A 14,414-nucleotide genomic window follows, 5' to 3' on the forward strand; every position below is an offset into this window, starting at 1 on the left:
GTTCAGTTTCGGAGCCGTCAGCAGCATCAGAACAGCGATAACAGCCGTTGCGACACCAATCTGCAGGAACACACGACCGTAGACTTCAAGGGACATCAGCGGGTCAGTCACGTTCTCTGGTACAGCCATCATGTTAGCGACGTAGCCACCGATGATGTTTGCACCGGCAGTGGTCAGGAACCAGCTACCCATGATGAAGCCCATCAGGCGTTGTGGAACTAACTGTGCCACCATTGCCAGACCCAGACCGGAGATCATCAGCTCACCGATACTTTGCAGACCGTAGCAGATAATCAGCCAGTTAACGGAAACGATGCCCGCATCGGTAGCGAATTTCGCGCCCAGTGGCAGGATCAGGAACGCACCGGAACACAGCACCATACCAATCGCAAACTTGGTCGGCATTGGCAGGGTATCGCCCATCTTGTTATAGATAGCAGCGAGGATTGGGCTACCAATGATGATCCAGAACGGGTTCAGCGCCTGGTACTGTTCAGGTTCAAAAGCAATGCCAAGAATAGAGTGCTCAACGTTACGAATCGCAAAGAAGTTCAGCGAAGTCGGCATCTGGCTGTACAGCACGAAGAAGATAATCGCTTCCAGCATCAGGATGAAGGCGACGATCATTTTACGACGCGCAGCACCGTGCATGGTGAAGGCTTCTTTACCGAAGATGAACACGATACCCAGCGCAATGACGCCCAGAACCATACGTGCGATCTGCTGGTTGTGCAGCAACCAGGTTGCAATCGCGATCAGTACTACAACGCCAGCAATGGTCAGCAGCAGGTTACGGAAGTTGATCGGTTCAAAGTCCGGTTTAGAACCGTACTGTTTAACCCAACGCTGGCAGAATGCGAAGTTAACAACGGTAATCAGCATACCCACGACGCTCAGAGCGAACGCGGTGCTCCAGCCGTAACGCGCAGCTAACCATGGCGTTGCCAGCATAGAGAAGAATGAACCGATGTTGACGGACATGTAGTACATGGTAAATGCACCATCAAGACGCGGGTCATCTTTGGCATAGCAGGTAGAGAGCAGGGAGGATGGGTTTGCTTTAAACAGGCCGTTACCGACCGCGATGGCCGCCATGCCCATATAAACGATACCCGCATCGTGGCCTGACCATGCTACCAGCGCATAACCGATGGCCAGCACAACGGCACCCAGCATAATGACACGTTTTGTTCCCAGAACTTTATCACCTAACCAGCCGCCAATGGCAACCAGACCGTACACCAGAGCGCTAAAGGACGAGAAAAGGGTGATGGAATCCGCTTCTGACATACCCAGCTGTTTAACCAGGTAGACGGCCATAATCCCTTGCAGGCCGTAATAACCAAAACGTTCCCACAGCTCAATAGAGAAAATGAGATAGAACGCTTTTGGTTGTTTGAAGGCGTTTAAACTTACGCTTTCTGTTGGTTTATTGTTTGCAGTAGACACTTTTACCTCTTTTTTTACATCCCATATCAACGGGGGTGTTCAGGTACGTGATGAGTCAAGTTCATCCGTCCGATTGTTATAGTGGGAGGGGAAACGGCAAGTAATGTTCACTATCTTGACCCTTCAGACAAGTGGTTTGTAATAATCTGTTACATATATCATGACTGGTGAAATCGTCGGGGCTGTGAAATGTTATCTAGCGTTAAATTTCTTCATTTCTAAAATGGCAGATTTTTACACTGTTTAATCACCGCCAGAACCGCAATGTGGCGATATGTTCTGCTATTTAAGGTTGAATCCAGTGATATAGGCCATTATCTGAAAAATAGGCAGTGTAATGTTTTGTTTAGAAACTGTGCGGCTGGGTCATCTAATTGTCACCTTAACTAAAAAATAAAAATTTATTAACATTGTGTTGGCTGGATGATCTGGATCACGTATAGATAGAAATTTCTTTTGCTAAAAAAACGATTAACCTGCTCAGGTGTTAATTAACAAGAATATTGCATTAGATATGAGCAATTGGATGGCATCATTGTCGGGAAAATAAACGCTGGGGAGTGCATAACTAATCGCTATGTATGTAAGGGGCGAGGAGGATGCCCCGGCAGCATTAGATATCGACTTTCTCTTTGAATTCGCAGAGATCTTCAATAATACAGGAACCACAGCGCGGCTTTCTGGCGATGCAGGTGTAGCGGCCATGAAGAATTAACCAGTGATGGCAATCGACTTTAAATTCACTGGGTACGACTTTCAGCAGCTTCTCTTCAACCTGCTCGACGTTTTTACCCGGGGCGAATTGCGTGCGATTACAGACACGAAAAATGTGGGTATCTACAGCGATAGTGGGCCAACCAAAGGCGGTATTTAACACCACATTAGCCGTCTTTCGCCCAACGCCGGGGAGAGCTTCTAACGCCGCACGGTCTTCTGGCACTTCACCATTATGTTGTTCCAGCAGAATGCGGCAGGTTTTAATTACGTTTTCCGCTTTGCTGTTAAACAAACCGATTGTCTTGATGTAGGACTTAACACCTTCAACGCCGAGTTCCAGCATCGCAGCAGGCGTATTGGCGACGGGGTATAGCTTAGCCGTCGCTTTATTGACGCTGACATCGGTCGCTTGTGCGGAGAGCAAGACCGAAATCAACAGTTCAAACGGCGATGTAAAATTAAGCTCGGTTGTCGGATGCGGGTTGTTATCCCGCAGGCGCGTCAGTATTTCCAGACGTTTTGCTTTGTTCATTACGCATTCCCTGTTTCACCCGCGGGACTGTCCACGACAGCCGCCTCGGCACGACGTTTCTTCATTTTCTCATCAATCAGATACTTCACTGCCAGCATCAGACCCAGGCCAATAAACGCGCCCGGTGGTAGCATGGCCAGCAGAAACGGCGTATCAGTATGGAAGATCTCAACGCGCAAGACTTTGGCCCAGCTACCCAATAAACCATCTGCACCATCAAACAGTGTACCGTTACCAATTATTTCACGCAGCGAGCCCAGAACAAACATGGCACCTGTTGCGCCCATGCCGATGGAGAAACCATCAAGTGCGGATAACGCAGGGCCCTTTTTGGCGGCGAAGGCTTCTGCACGGCCAACAACAATGCAGTTGGTTACAATCAGCGGGATGAAGATACCCAGAGACTGATACAGGCCGAAGGCGTAGGCATTGATCAACATCTGTACCGCACTCACCACGGAGGCGATAATCATGACATAAATCGGAATACGAATTTCTGGCGGTGTCCAGCGGCGAAGGGCTGAAATCGTCAGGTTGGTCAGCGTCAGGACGAGCGTAGTCGCAAGTCCAAGACCCAGCGCGTTAGTTGCGGTAGAAGTGACGGCCAACAGCGGACACATCCCGAGTAGTTGCACAAGCGCGGAGTTATTTTTCCATAACCCCTGGACAATCACGTCTTTAATTTCGCTCATGGTTATTCTCCACAGGCGCTAAGTTGAGGGAGTTGCGCAGGCAGCGTCTGCGCATACAGGCCGGCACGTTTAACCGCGTTAACCACCGCACGTGGTGTAATGGTTGCGCCAGTAAACTGGTCAAAGTCGCCGCCATCTTTTTTCACTGCCCAGTGAGAGGTGTTATCCGCAGAAATTGTTTTACCGCTAAAATGGGTGATCCAGTCGGACAGTCGCAGTTCGATTTTATCGCCCAGCCCAGGTGTTTCATGGTGTTCGGTAACCCGCGTACCCAACACGGTACCCGTGAAATCGACACCCACCAGCAGTTGAATCGCCCCGGAATAACCATCTGGCGCCGTAGCTTCAAGAATCGCAGCAACAGGACGATCGTCCTGGCGGGCAATATATACACGGTGCGTACCTTTGCCTAACGCCGGCGCATTGACCAGATAACAACTTTCAGACAAGTTATTATTGTAGCGATCGCCAGGTATAACCTGATCGAACAGCGTTTTTTGCTGTATCGCGGCCTGTTCATCAATGGTTGACTTGGTTAATTGATTGATTGCTGCGGTTAACCCCGTTGAGCCCGCAGCAAACAGCGCCAGTGTAATACCGTGTTTACGAATCGTTTTCAGCATATCTAGTCCTTAGCGATGTCCGTACACGCGAGGGCGGGTGTAATAATCAATCAGGGGAACCGTGATATTGGCCAGCAACACGGCAAAAGCCACGCCATCAGGATAACCACCAAAACTGCGTATCAACCACACTAACAGGCCCGCAAGCGCGCCAAAAATCAGACGACCACGGTTGGTTGTTGATGCTGTAACGGGATCGGTAAGAATAAAGAACGCACCTAACATCGTCGCGCCGGAAAGCAAATGCAACTGAGGCGATGCCAGTGAGTCTGGCGAAAAAATCCAACCTAAAGTGGCGCAAACGGCGAGCGACAGCAGGAAGCTAACCGGGATATGCCAGCGAATCGCTTTTTGCCATAACAGCACGATGCCACCAACCAGCCAGGCAAGGTTCACCCACTGCCAACCAGCGCCTGCCAGCATGCCGCTGTAGATCGGGTATTGCATCACCTGCTCAACGGTACGTCCGGCATGCAGGGATGTCTTAAAGGTATCAAGAGGTGTTGCCTGACTGATACCATCGATACCCATACGCAGCGAATTCATATCCCCTCCGCTGGCGGTATGCCCGTTAAAGATAACGTTCAGGGCGTCAAAGAAACCAGGCACCGTGGCTGCAATTTCATGCGGCGGCAGCCAACTGGTCATCTGTACCGGAAATGAGATGAGCAGCACGACATAACCAATCATGGCAGGGTTAAACGGGTTCTGCCCGAGCCCGCCATACAGCTGTTTCGCAATGATAACCGCAAATACCGTGCCTAATACCACCATCCACCATGGCGCGAGGGGCGGAATACTGACGGCCAAAAGCAACCCAGTGAGTAGCGCAGAGTTGTCTTTTAAAATTGCCACAATGGGTTGTTTACGCAGTTTAAGCACACCCGCTTCGGCAGCAATAGCGCTGATGGCAGCGAGAACGATCTGGAACAACGTGCCCCAGCCGAAGAACCACAGCTGAGCGGCGATCCCCGGCAATGCAGCAAGTAACACCAGCATCATGATACGCGATGTCTGGCGCTGGTTATGGGTATAAGGGGAGCTTGCTATTCTGAATACCATTTATTCCTCGTTTACAACCTGCTGCTGTGCGGCTTTCTTTGCCTGAGCGCGTGCGATGGCGGCCGCGACGGCGGCTTTACGTGGATCAACCGGCTCGGCTGTTTCTGTTACCGCTTCTTGTTCAAGCTTGCGGGCTTTGGCGCGGGCGATTGCCGCTTCCACGGCGGCTTTACGTGGATCAACCGGTTCGGTTGTTTCTGTTACCGCCTGCTGCTCGAGCTTGCGAGCTTTGGCGCGGGCGATTGCCGCTTCCACGGCAGCTTTGCGCGGATCAACTGGTTCGACTGTTTCTGTTACCGCTGCTTGCTCAAGCTTGCGGGCTTTGGCGCGAGCGATTGCTGCTTCGACGGCGGCTTTACGCGGGTCAACCGGCTCGGCCGTTTCTGTTACCGCTTCTTGCTCAAGCTTGCGGGCTTTGGCGCGGGCAATTGCCGCTTCCACAGCAGCTTTACGCGGGTCTGTACCCGTGCTGCTGCCTTCACTTTGCGGCGGATTTTCCTTACGGGAAGCACGAGCTTGCGCCTTACGCGCCTCGCGTGCGGCAATCACGGCGCTATTGTCAGGTTTTTCACCCGCCTGAATGACCACCGGTTGCAGCGCCTGAGCCTGCTTTTCTTTTACGCGAGCCAGCGCGGCGGCAATGGCATCATGATCTTTGGCCGCCGGCTGAGCAGCGGCGCTCTTATGGCGTTCAAGACGTGCCGCTTTTTCACGTTCAAGGCGCGCCTGTCGGGCTTCAAACCGAGCTTTTGCTTCTGCGGCGCGCTTTTCTTCCTGACTAATGGCGTAAATCTCGGCTTTTTCCTGACGGAAATACTGTACCAGTGGAATATTGCTTGGGCATACCCAGGCGCAGGCACCGCATTCAATACAGTCGGCGATATTGTGGGCCGTCGCTTTGTCGTGCTGTTGCCCTTTACTGAACCAGTAAAGCTGTTGTGGCAGGAGATCGGCCGGACAGGCATCGGCGCATGCGCTACAGCGAATGCAGCCTTTCTCTTCTGGCGTTTCACCCATTTCACTGGCAGAGGGGGCCAGAAGACAGTTGGTTATCTTCACCACCGGGACATCCAGCCACGGCAGCGTAAAGCCCATCAGCGGCCCGCCCATAATCACCATCTGGTCGGCGGAAGGGCAGAAGCCCGCGTCGTTGAGCAGATGACGAACCGGCGTACCTAAACGCGCCCAGACGTTGCCCGGACGACTGACTGCTTCACCGGTTAGCGTCACGACACGTTCGGTGATCGGCTCTCCGTCGATTACTGCACGTTTAATTGCATAGGCGGTTCCGACGTTTTGCATCAATACGCCGATATCAGAGGAGCGTCCGCCGTGGGGAACCTGCTTGCCGGTCAGGATTTGTGTTAACTGCTTGGCCCCGCCGGATGGGTACTTGGTGGGGATCACGCGTAGGCTAATGTCGTGTGAATCAGCCAGCACCGCGCGCAGCATAGATATTGCCTGCGGTTTGTTATCTTCGATACCCAGGAGGATCTCGCGTGGCTGAAGAATGTGCGCCAGGATGCGGATACCTTCGACGACCTGAGCGGCACAGTCCTGCATCAGGCGGTCATCTGCCGTAATGTACGGCTCGCATTCGGCGGCGTTAATGATCAGCGTTTCAATTTTATCTCCGCCGCCCTGCAGTTTAACGCCGGTGGGAAAACCTGCGCCACCTAGCCCGGCGACGCCGTACTGATGAATACGCGCAATCAGCTCTTCCCGGCTGTGGGAGCGATAATCGGTCCAGCCGTCTCGCTCAATCCAGCGATCTTCGCCATCGGCGTCTATGATGACGCTCAACTCAGCCAGTGCTGAAGGATGCGCGGTGGAGTGCGGGGCAATGGCAACAACGGTGCCTGATGTTGGCGCATGGACTGGAAGCATTTTGCCACGTCCGCGGGTTAAGGCCTGACCACGCAGCACGGTGTCACCCACGTTTACGCACAGCTCACCCTCCGCACCAATATGTTGTTTCAGCGGAATAACGAAACGCGGCGCCAGCGGAACCTGTCGCAACGGCGTTCCGTTTGACTGGGTTTTCATTTCTGGTGGATGAATGCCGCCATCAAAGTCCCAGATTTTATTTTTTCTGAATGCAGAGAATAACTTAAACATGTTGTTCCACGGGAATGATGCGCACAGGGATGGTGTTTAAATCCCATTTCCAGCTATCGGGTGTCTCGGCTACCGGGCGTAATTCAATACATTGCGTCGGGCACGGGTCAACGCACAGGTTGCACCCGGTGCAGAGATCGCTCATTACCGTGTGCATGGCGCGGGTCGCGCCCACGATGGCATCGACCGGGCAGGCCTGAATACACTTAGTGCACCCAATACAGTTATTTTCATCAATGACCGCCAGCATTCGCACCGGCGTAACGTCTTGTTCATCGCCATCAATAGGCTGCGGTTCGACATTCAGCAGGGCGGCAATCTTTAACATCACCGCTTCGCCGCCGGGGGCGCAACGGTTAATTTTTTCACCCTGAGACCCGATCGCTTCAGCATAAGGATGACAGCCCGGATAGCCGCACTGGCCACACTGGCTTTGCGGGAGAATTTCATCAATTTTCTCCACGACCGGATCATCTTCAACGGCAAAACGTCGTGAGGCGTACCCCAAAATAGCGCCGAACGCCAGACCCAGTAGACTCACTGCGGCAACGGCAATCCAGATAGCATTCATTACAACTTCACCAAACCACTAAAGCCCATAAAGGCCAATGACATTAAACCAGCGGTAATCAGCGCAATCGCATTGCCGCGAAACGGCGCTGGGACGTCCGCCACGGCGAGGCGTTCGCGGATCGCGGCGAACAGTACCATCACCAGCGAGAAGCCGACGGCGGCGGAAAAACCGTATAGCGCCGACTGTAAAAAGTTATGGCCGAGGTTGATGTTCAGTAGCGCCACACCTAACACTGCGCAGTTAGTGGTGATCAGCGGTAGAAAGATCCCCAGCAGGCGGTACAGCGCAGGGCTGGTTTTGCGCACAACCATTTCGGTAAACTGCACGACGACGGCGATAACCAGAATAAAAGCCAGCGTGCGCAGATAGATGAGATTGAGCGGAATTAGGATCCAGGTATCAATCAGCCAAGCGCAGATGGATGCCAGTGTCATGACAAACGTCGTGGCAAGGCCCATACCCATTGCGGTTTCCAGTTTTTTGGAAACGCCCATAAACGGGCAAAGGCCCAGAAACTTCACCAGTACAAAGTTATTGACCAGTACAGTTCCGACAAACAGCAGCAGGTAATCAGTCATTTTTCGGCCTGAAATAAAAAGCCGCCTATTATCTGACAATCTTCAACAGGCGACAACAGGTTAACTGTAGGGTTATTACGGGTTCACAAACGTCGATTTAACGCGCTGCGATCGTTTGAAGTAGGGTACCAACAGCGCTGCAGCCAGTAATGGGAACAGCAGTTGGCGCACGGCAAAAGCGTCTGGGACGGGTGAAAACGCAAACGCTTTAATCGCCAGCAACACGGAGATCAGCAGCCACAGAATATAATGCTTAGGTACACAGGCTCTGCGTTTGAAAAACGCAATCGTCAGCCACAGTGTGTAATACCACATGGCGATCGCGGTAATAAAGGAGACACCCCATAACAGCAAATTGGCCGTACTTTGCTCACCCAGCGTTTTGAAGGTTTGCGGTGTAGCCAGCGCAGTGACATAAAGTAATAACGCCAGCGAAGCGCTCAACAACGCGACTAACAGCCAGGCCAGTGGCCCAAGTAGCCAGCCTCCGATACGTTGTGCCGGTGTCGTAGTCATCTCTTCTCCAGGTTTACGCGCGCAATCAATCATGCCATTCATTTTGGGGCAATTATTATAAAGCTTTTAACGTTGAGCGCTACTTTCTTCTTTATTGCACGTAATGCCAGACTGATTTAGGTACCTGACCAACATCAAACAGACGACCTCCGGAGATAAGCTCCGCACGGCGATGGTCTGCGGCACGGTACATATTGATAATGTCGTTATCATCGGTGAGCGTGTAGTTAAGATGGTCGAACAGTTTTTCCAGACTTTCGAGCGAACTGATTTTGCGGAATTTTAATAAGTAATCCTGAACGGTCATAAATGCAGATCCATATTAATAAAATAATACCAACGGAGTAGAAAATATAAAAATAAACAACGAGCACAGGTAAAAGCGCATTTACGTGTAAATGTAAGAAGAGTGTTCATACCTGTGAAAAATCAGGCGCTATGCGCGTCTTGAGCAAGGGTAACGCGCTTAGCGATAGCTGGCAATATGCAGCGGAGCGGGACGCGGCATAATTCGCTTTTTTTGACAGAAAGCGATCTTTTACCGGCAGACCCTGCAACTACCAATGTTAATTGCCGGGCAATAAAAGGCTGCGGATGCTTATTTCTTCTGCACTGCCGCAACGGGCTCTGGTGGCTGGTAATTGTCAATATGATTGGCAACACCCAGCAGGATCACGGAGACGGCGAGAACAATCCAACCTGTTAATTCAATAAGACGATTCATTACTGATGACATTTGCTTTGATTTATCCATAAACACAGGCTGCAAATGTTACTAATCTCTCATTAATACAGCAAGATGATTGGGAACGATTTCTACCTCTTTTTCGCTGCAAGTTAAGCATAAGTGGCATATGTTTGACTTAAGTTAAAAAACAACCTTTGTAGCGCAAAGGTTATTAAACTATTGAGACGTTGCAAGGTATGGTGTGAAATAGGTCAGTCCTGAATTGAGAGGCAATAACATGAGTGACAACATCCGCGTTGGTCTAATTGGCTACGGTTATGCCAGCAAAACCTTCCATGCCCCACTGATTGTGGGCACGCCGGGGCTGGAACTGGCTGCAGTGTCCAGTAGTGATGAAGCAAAAGTGAAAGCAGACTGGCCGACGGTGGCGGTTGTTGCTGAGCCTAAGCATCTTTTTAACGATCCAAATATCGACCTGATTGTGATCCCCACGCCAAACGACACGCACTTTCCGTTAGCGAAAGCAGCGTTGGAAGCGGGCAAACATGTGGTTGTTGATAAGCCCTTTACCGTGACACTGTCACAGGCTCGTGAGTTGGATGCGCTGGCACGTAGCCTGGGGCGTGTGTTGTCTGTATTCCATAACCGTCGCTGGGACAGTGATTTTCTGACGCTGAAAGCTCTGCTGGCGGATGGTGTTTTAGGTGAGGTAGCGTATTTCGAATCCCATTTCGATCGTTTCCGCCCACAGGTTCGTGACCGTTGGCGTGAACAGGGCGGTCCGGGAAGCGGTATCTGGTACGATTTAGCACCGCATCTTTTGGATCAGGCGATTAATCTGTTTGGTTTGCCCGTCAGCCTGACGGTAGACCTGGCCCAGTTGCGTCCGGGCGCGCAGGCGACGGATTACTTCCATGCCATCCTGACGTATCCGCAGCGTCGTGTGATCCTGCATGGCACCATGCTTGCTGCCGCAGAATCGGCCCGTTATATTGTGCACGGATCGCGTGGCAGCTATGTGAAGTATGGTCTTGACCCGCAGGAAGAGCGCCTGAAAAATGGCGAACGCCTGCCTCAGGAAGACTGGGGTTATGATATGCGCGATGGCGTATTGACGCGAGTCGAAGGCGAAGAGCAGGTTGAAGAAACCTGGCTGACCGTACCGGGCAACTATCCGGCGTACTATGCTGGCATTCGGGATGCGCTAAACGGCAACGGTGAAAACCCGGTACCGGCGAGACAGGCTATCCAAATTATGGAGCTGATTGAGCTGGGTATAGAATCTGCGAAACATCGTTCGACGCTGTGCCTTGCTTGATTAGGTAAATGGCGCAAGGCGATACCTTCCTGGCATCGTATCCGGCCTACAATGAAAACCAACGTAGGCCGGATAAGCGTTAGCGCCATCCGGCACTTTACCTGTTACGCTGCGGCGACTTTCTCGCGCAAGGCTCGTTTTTCCTCGTTACTCAGGAATGCCATTTCCAGACCGTTGATTTGCGCCTGACGGATCTGTTCGCGCGTTAGGCCTGCAGCTGGTGCGGCAATGGTGTACTCGTGAATAATATCCACACCCTGAACAGCCGGGTCGTCCGTATTCAAACTGGCGATAACGCCATGCTCAAGGAACGTTTTCAGCGGATGGTTCGCTAGTGAGGCAACGGTGCTGGTCTGAATGTTTGATGTCAGGCAGGATTCGATGCCGATACGGTGCTCGGCGAGGTAATCCATCAACGCACGATCTTCAACGGCTTTAACGCCGTGACCAATACGCTCAGCGCCTAGCTCTTTAATGGCCTGCCAGATGCTTTCTGGTCCCGCGGCTTCGCCCGCATGCACGGTGATATGCCAGCCGGCATCGCGTGCCTGGTTGAAGTGAGACAGGAACAGGCTGCCCGGGAACCCCAGTTCGTCACCGGCCAAATCCAGCGCCGTAATATGGTCTCGGTGGGCTAACAGCGCATCCAGTTCCTGCAAGCAGGCGGCTTCGCCAAAAGTACGGCTCATAATGCCAATTAAGCGTGCTTCGACGCCAAAGGTCTTGCAGCCCTCGCGTACGCCTGCGATGACGGCTTCAACCACACCTGCAACCGGGAGCTGATGCGCCATCGCCATGTAGCCTGGGGAAAAACGCAGTTCAACATAGTGCAGGCCGTTACGTGCTGCATCCTCAATATTTTCAAATGCCACGCGACGACACGCATCCAGCGAGGCCAGTACCTTCACGCCCCAGTCGAGCTTGGATAAAAAGCTCACTAAATCTGGCTCAGTTGATGTGACTTGCACATGAGGGATCAGCGTTTCCAACGTTTGTGCCGGAAGCGTTAAGTTGAACTGACGACCCAGATCCAGGATCGTTTGTGCACGGATGTTACCATCAAGGTGGCGATGGACGTCGGTCAGGGGGAGGGAAGTATCAATCATGGTCGCACTCGTGTATTTAGGTAAAGTGCAGGCCATTATACAACAGAAAAATGTTCCTCTAAAAACTTTAAAAAAAGCAGTGCAGAGTTCGGGGTTATGGGGAAGCAAGCATCGCCAAATTGTTGACCATGCTGTTAGCGTACCAACAGAGTGGTGTTCCGACTCCCTGATCCTTGAGACCGTATCACGATGCTTTTGCCTTGCGGTGGTAAGACGGGCGTAAAGTAAGCAATAACGCATTTCCTGCAGCATGTGTGTAATAAAATGATTTTAATTTAAGATTATTTACCTCGTTTTTATTTAATTACTGTCTGTCAGTGTTATTTCATTCGGATATTTATTGAATAACATTGCTAATAGCGAAAAATGGACACTTTCCAGTTTATGAATGTGCTGCAAGGTATGTTATAAAAACACAATAACGACTGAGGGTATTAATAAAGTGAAAAGTGTAAAGCTAATTGTCAGTACAATGTTCTGTGGAAGTTTGCTGCTGGCAACTGTGCCTGCGCATGCGGCGTATAAAGCGGATGAAACGCATGTAATCCAGTTTAAGAAAGGCACCAGTGGCGCAGATATCAAGGGGACAATTACGGGTGATAAAACAAAAGATTATACGTTTGTCGCCAAAAAAGGGCAGACCATGCAAGCAGTTCTGAAAAGCGCCTGGCCTCATCCTTTCATGAGTATTATTGCACCGGGCGAACAATTCATTTTTGATGGCATGATGAGTGGTGACACTTATAAAAATACGCTGCCTGCCAGCGGTAAGTATACCATCAGAATATATCAAAAAGGCGCGGCGAAGGATGAGAGGAAAACCAACGCATTCCAGCTGCACATGAAAATTACCAACTGATCATGAGGAAAAGATCGCCCTGGTGGTGATCTTTTCCTTTGCTATTAAACTTCTTCGCCAGAATAAGCCACAACGCAATTACGGCCTCGGTTTTTTGCCATATACAGGGCGCGGTCTGCGCAATCAGCAAGTTGTTCGGGGGCTGAACGGTTATCAACCGAGGTTACGATACCCAGGCTGATGGTGATGATGCGTGGAAAATCACCTTTAGTCGTGGCCTGAGTTTGTTGTTCTACGTGTTTTCTGATTCGCTCTGCGATGTTAAATGCTGCATCAGCGTTAGTTTCAGGTAGCAGAATAGCAAACTCTTCTCCGCCAATGCGTGCCACGATGTCGTTACGCCGACTCAGTCGCTGCATAATTTCTGACAGTTTGATTATCACTCTGTCACCCTGCAAATGTCCCCAGGTGTCATTGACCGACTTAAAGAAATCAATGTCGCAAAAGACAATGCTCAGGGGTTTATGGGGCGCTGTCATTTTAATCTCATTGCTGAGTGCGTTATAAAAATAGCCACGGTTGAAAAGTCTGGTCATCGGGTCGCGGACTGAATTTTCATAGGATAATTCATAGGCCTGACGTGAGGCTTTGTAGCGCTTGAAAATATCAGACATGAGCACGATCATCACGGCCATTGCGCTAAGGCACTCCAGGCCTCTGGCGAGATACCATCCAGCGGAGTCTATATGTGTGTACTTCAGCATAATGATGACACTTAACAGATTGCTCAGGGCAACCAGTGACATACTTACCCAAAACTGTGTTTTTAGCCGGGTTAATTTTGCCCCTAATAAAACGATACAGGTCCACAAGATAATGAGGACATAAATAAAGCTACCACGCCAGGGTCTAAGCCATTCAAACGTTTCTGTGTCAACCAACTGAAACGTTATTGGCGTAATACGGATGGAGTAGAGGATAGCCATTACCAGATGCAACATGCACCATAAATAAGTGGCGTAAATAACTGTTTTACCATGCTTTTCTTTTTTATTTTTAAAAGTATATAAATAGTATGTTGCAAAAAACAACCCCGTAATTAACATGTTCCTCATAAAGTATAAAACAGCAATGTCATTGTAGATGACACCAGGAAGGCCGTTTTTATAAAAATAAATATAGAGCGCAAGAAATAAGAAAATCCCCGAGAAATAAAACGCGCAGGCCAGGGGTAAAAGATATTTTTTGCGCCGATAACTCATGTAATTCATCGTCATAAAGCACCCCGTCTGAATGTGCAATACACCAGCAAAGGTTGCAATAACCGGGTAAAAAGAGAGGCTATAACGCTGATTACTAAAAGGGATATACCAAAGAAAAATGGATGTCGTTAGGGACAGGAGTAAAAAAAAAGTTAAATTCTTTTTGTGAATGTTTATTTGTGTTGTATTCATGATTTTTATGTATATAAAACAGCGCTATATTTCGGCTATCTTCTCAGCTTTGTATTTTGTCTTTTTGATTTTTATTGCTGTTGATTTTGACTGGCAGGAAAAGTCAGGGAGGAATTAGTATTAAAAAAACGATAAAAAACAGATTTGTTTTTTTATATAAGGAGTTGCGCAATGAGTTCTTCATTGCG

15 protein-coding genes are annotated in these 14,414 nt (G+C 50.2%); 2 read left to right on the plus strand and 13 right to left on the minus strand.

Translation table 11 applies throughout. The features are described 5' to 3' along the window. From dtpA to blr, 11 genes are all read right to left on the minus strand, one after another. The coding region (gene dtpA / locus FDW94_RS15860) for a dipeptide/tripeptide permease DtpA (protein WP_137378027.1) at positions 1-1,449 on the minus strand (1,449 nt) is incomplete at its 3' end. A gap of 613 nt (positions 1,450-2,062) precedes the next feature. Continuing rightward, positions 2,063-2,698 carry an endonuclease III gene (nth, locus tag FDW94_RS15865; RefSeq protein ID WP_003029161.1) on the minus strand — a complete coding sequence of 212 codons (636 nt, stop codon included), beginning with the start codon at positions 2,696-2,698 and terminating at the stop codon, positions 2,063-2,065. After that, positions 2,698-3,390: an electron transport complex subunit E gene (locus FDW94_RS15870; RefSeq protein WP_008784678.1), complete on the minus strand. Its 693-nt coding sequence runs from the start codon at positions 3,388-3,390 to the stop codon at positions 2,698-2,700. The genes nth and FDW94_RS15870 overlap by 1 nt, the downstream gene beginning before the upstream one ends. Before the next feature lie 2 nt (positions 3,391-3,392). After that, positions 3,393-4,013 carry an electron transport complex subunit RsxG gene (rsxG, locus tag FDW94_RS15875; RefSeq protein ID WP_071446499.1) on the minus strand — a complete coding sequence of 207 codons (621 nt, stop codon included), beginning with the start codon at positions 4,011-4,013 and terminating at the stop codon, positions 3,393-3,395. 9 nt (positions 4,014-4,022) lie between these two features. Then, entirely contained in the window at positions 4,023-5,075 is a 1,053-nt protein-coding gene (gene rsxD / locus FDW94_RS15880) for an electron transport complex subunit RsxD (RefSeq protein ID WP_008784680.1), read from the minus strand. After that, the gene (gene rsxC, locus FDW94_RS15885; RefSeq protein ID WP_137377871.1) at positions 5,076-7,193 is read right to left on the minus strand and encodes an electron transport complex subunit RsxC; all 2,118 of its coding nucleotides are present in this window, start codon (positions 7,191-7,193) and stop codon (positions 5,076-5,078) included. After that, a complete protein-coding gene (rsxB, locus tag FDW94_RS15890; RefSeq protein WP_137377872.1) occupies positions 7,186-7,764 on the minus strand; it encodes an electron transport complex subunit RsxB in 579 nt (192 codons plus the stop codon). The genes rsxC and rsxB overlap by 8 nt, the downstream gene beginning before the upstream one ends. Then, positions 7,764-8,345 (minus strand): electron transport complex subunit RsxA, encoded by a 582-nt coding sequence (gene rsxA / locus FDW94_RS15895; protein ID WP_003029144.1) that lies wholly within the window; start codon positions 8,343-8,345, stop codon positions 7,764-7,766. Before rsxA ends, rsxB begins: the two co-directional genes overlap by 1 nt. Positions 8,346-8,420: 75 nt before the next feature. Next, complete coding sequence (locus tag FDW94_RS15900) at positions 8,421-8,861, minus strand: DUF2569 domain-containing protein (RefSeq protein WP_020996422.1); 441 nt, start codon at positions 8,859-8,861, stop codon at positions 8,421-8,423. A 91-nt stretch (positions 8,862-8,952) separates the two neighbouring features. Next, positions 8,953-9,168 carry a transcription modulator YdgT gene (gene ydgT / locus FDW94_RS15905; protein WP_008784684.1) on the minus strand — a complete coding sequence of 72 codons (216 nt, stop codon included), beginning with the start codon at positions 9,166-9,168 and terminating at the stop codon, positions 8,953-8,955. Between the two features lie 291 nt (positions 9,169-9,459). Then, the gene (gene blr / locus FDW94_RS15910; protein WP_003029134.1) at positions 9,460-9,585 is read right to left on the minus strand and encodes a division septum protein Blr; all 126 of its coding nucleotides are present in this window, start codon (positions 9,583-9,585) and stop codon (positions 9,460-9,462) included. A gap of 241 nt (positions 9,586-9,826) precedes the next feature. Here blr and FDW94_RS15915 point away from each other — a divergent pair, with 241 nt between their 5' ends. Further along, entirely contained in the window at positions 9,827-10,867 is a 1,041-nt protein-coding gene (locus tag FDW94_RS15915; RefSeq protein WP_071446495.1) for an oxidoreductase, read from the plus strand. Between the two features lie 104 nt (positions 10,868-10,971). Here FDW94_RS15915 and add read toward each other — a convergent pair whose 3' ends face one another. Further along, the gene (gene add / locus FDW94_RS15920) at positions 10,972-11,973 is read right to left on the minus strand and encodes an adenosine deaminase (RefSeq protein ID WP_003029130.1); all 1,002 of its coding nucleotides are present in this window, start codon (positions 11,971-11,973) and stop codon (positions 10,972-10,974) included. Between the two features lie 442 nt (positions 11,974-12,415). Here add and FDW94_RS15925 point away from each other — a divergent pair, with 442 nt between their 5' ends. Then, positions 12,416-12,832 carry a DNA breaking-rejoining protein gene (locus FDW94_RS15925; RefSeq protein WP_249358561.1) on the plus strand — a complete coding sequence of 139 codons (417 nt, stop codon included), beginning with the start codon at positions 12,416-12,418 and terminating at the stop codon, positions 12,830-12,832. Positions 12,833-12,876: 44 nt separating this feature from the next. On the opposite strand, the gene FDW94_RS15930 is transcribed toward FDW94_RS15925, so the two are convergent. Then, positions 12,877-14,226, minus strand: coding sequence for a sensor domain-containing diguanylate cyclase (locus FDW94_RS15930; RefSeq protein WP_137377873.1), 1,350 nt, complete (start codon positions 14,224-14,226; stop codon positions 12,877-12,879). Positions 14,227-14,414: the final 188 nt, after the last annotated feature.

Origin of the sequence: Citrobacter sp. wls757 (assembly GCF_005280935.1) — a bacterium.
In the GTDB taxonomy this organism is placed as follows: Bacteria; Pseudomonadota; Gammaproteobacteria; order Enterobacterales; family Enterobacteriaceae; genus Citrobacter; species Citrobacter portucalensis.

What these genes read in the sequence shown, in the direction of transcription:
- nth (WP_003029161.1), bottom strand. Translation starts at nt 2,698, where the DNA reads ATGAACAAAGCAAAACGTCTGGAAATACTGACGCGCCTGCGGGATAAC.
- FDW94_RS15870 (WP_008784678.1), bottom strand. Translation starts at nt 3,390, where the DNA reads ATGAGCGAAATTAAAGACGTGATTGTCCAGGGGTTATGGAAAAATAAC.
- rsxG (WP_071446499.1), bottom strand. Translation starts at nt 4,013, where the DNA reads ATGCTGAAAACGATTCGTAAACACGGTATTACACTGGCGCTGTTTGCT.
- rsxD (WP_008784680.1), bottom strand. Translation starts at nt 5,075, where the DNA reads ATGGTATTCAGAATAGCAAGCTCCCCTTATACCCATAACCAGCGCCAG.
- rsxC (WP_137377871.1), bottom strand. Translation starts at nt 7,193, where the DNA reads ATGTTTAAGTTATTCTCTGCATTCAGAAAAAATAAAATCTGGGACTTT.
- rsxB (WP_137377872.1), bottom strand. Translation starts at nt 7,764, where the DNA reads ATGAATGCTATCTGGATTGCCGTTGCCGCAGTGAGTCTACTGGGTCTG.
- rsxA (WP_003029144.1), bottom strand. Translation starts at nt 8,345, where the DNA reads ATGACTGATTACCTGCTGCTGTTTGTCGGAACTGTACTGGTCAATAAC.
- FDW94_RS15900 (WP_020996422.1), bottom strand. Translation starts at nt 8,861, where the DNA reads ATGACTACGACACCGGCACAACGTATCGGAGGCTGGCTACTTGGGCCA.
- ydgT (WP_008784684.1), bottom strand. Translation starts at nt 9,168, where the DNA reads ATGACCGTTCAGGATTACTTATTAAAATTCCGCAAAATCAGTTCGCTC.
- blr (WP_003029134.1), bottom strand. Translation starts at nt 9,585, where the DNA reads ATGAATCGTCTTATTGAATTAACAGGTTGGATTGTTCTCGCCGTCTCC.
- FDW94_RS15915 (WP_071446495.1), top strand. Translation starts at nt 9,827, where the DNA reads ATGAGTGACAACATCCGCGTTGGTCTAATTGGCTACGGTTATGCCAGC.
- add (WP_003029130.1), bottom strand. Translation starts at nt 11,973, where the DNA reads ATGATTGATACTTCCCTCCCCCTGACCGACGTCCATCGCCACCTTGAT.
- FDW94_RS15930 (WP_137377873.1), bottom strand. Translation starts at nt 14,226, where the DNA reads ATGAATACAACACAAATAAACATTCACAAAAAGAATTTAACTTTTTTT.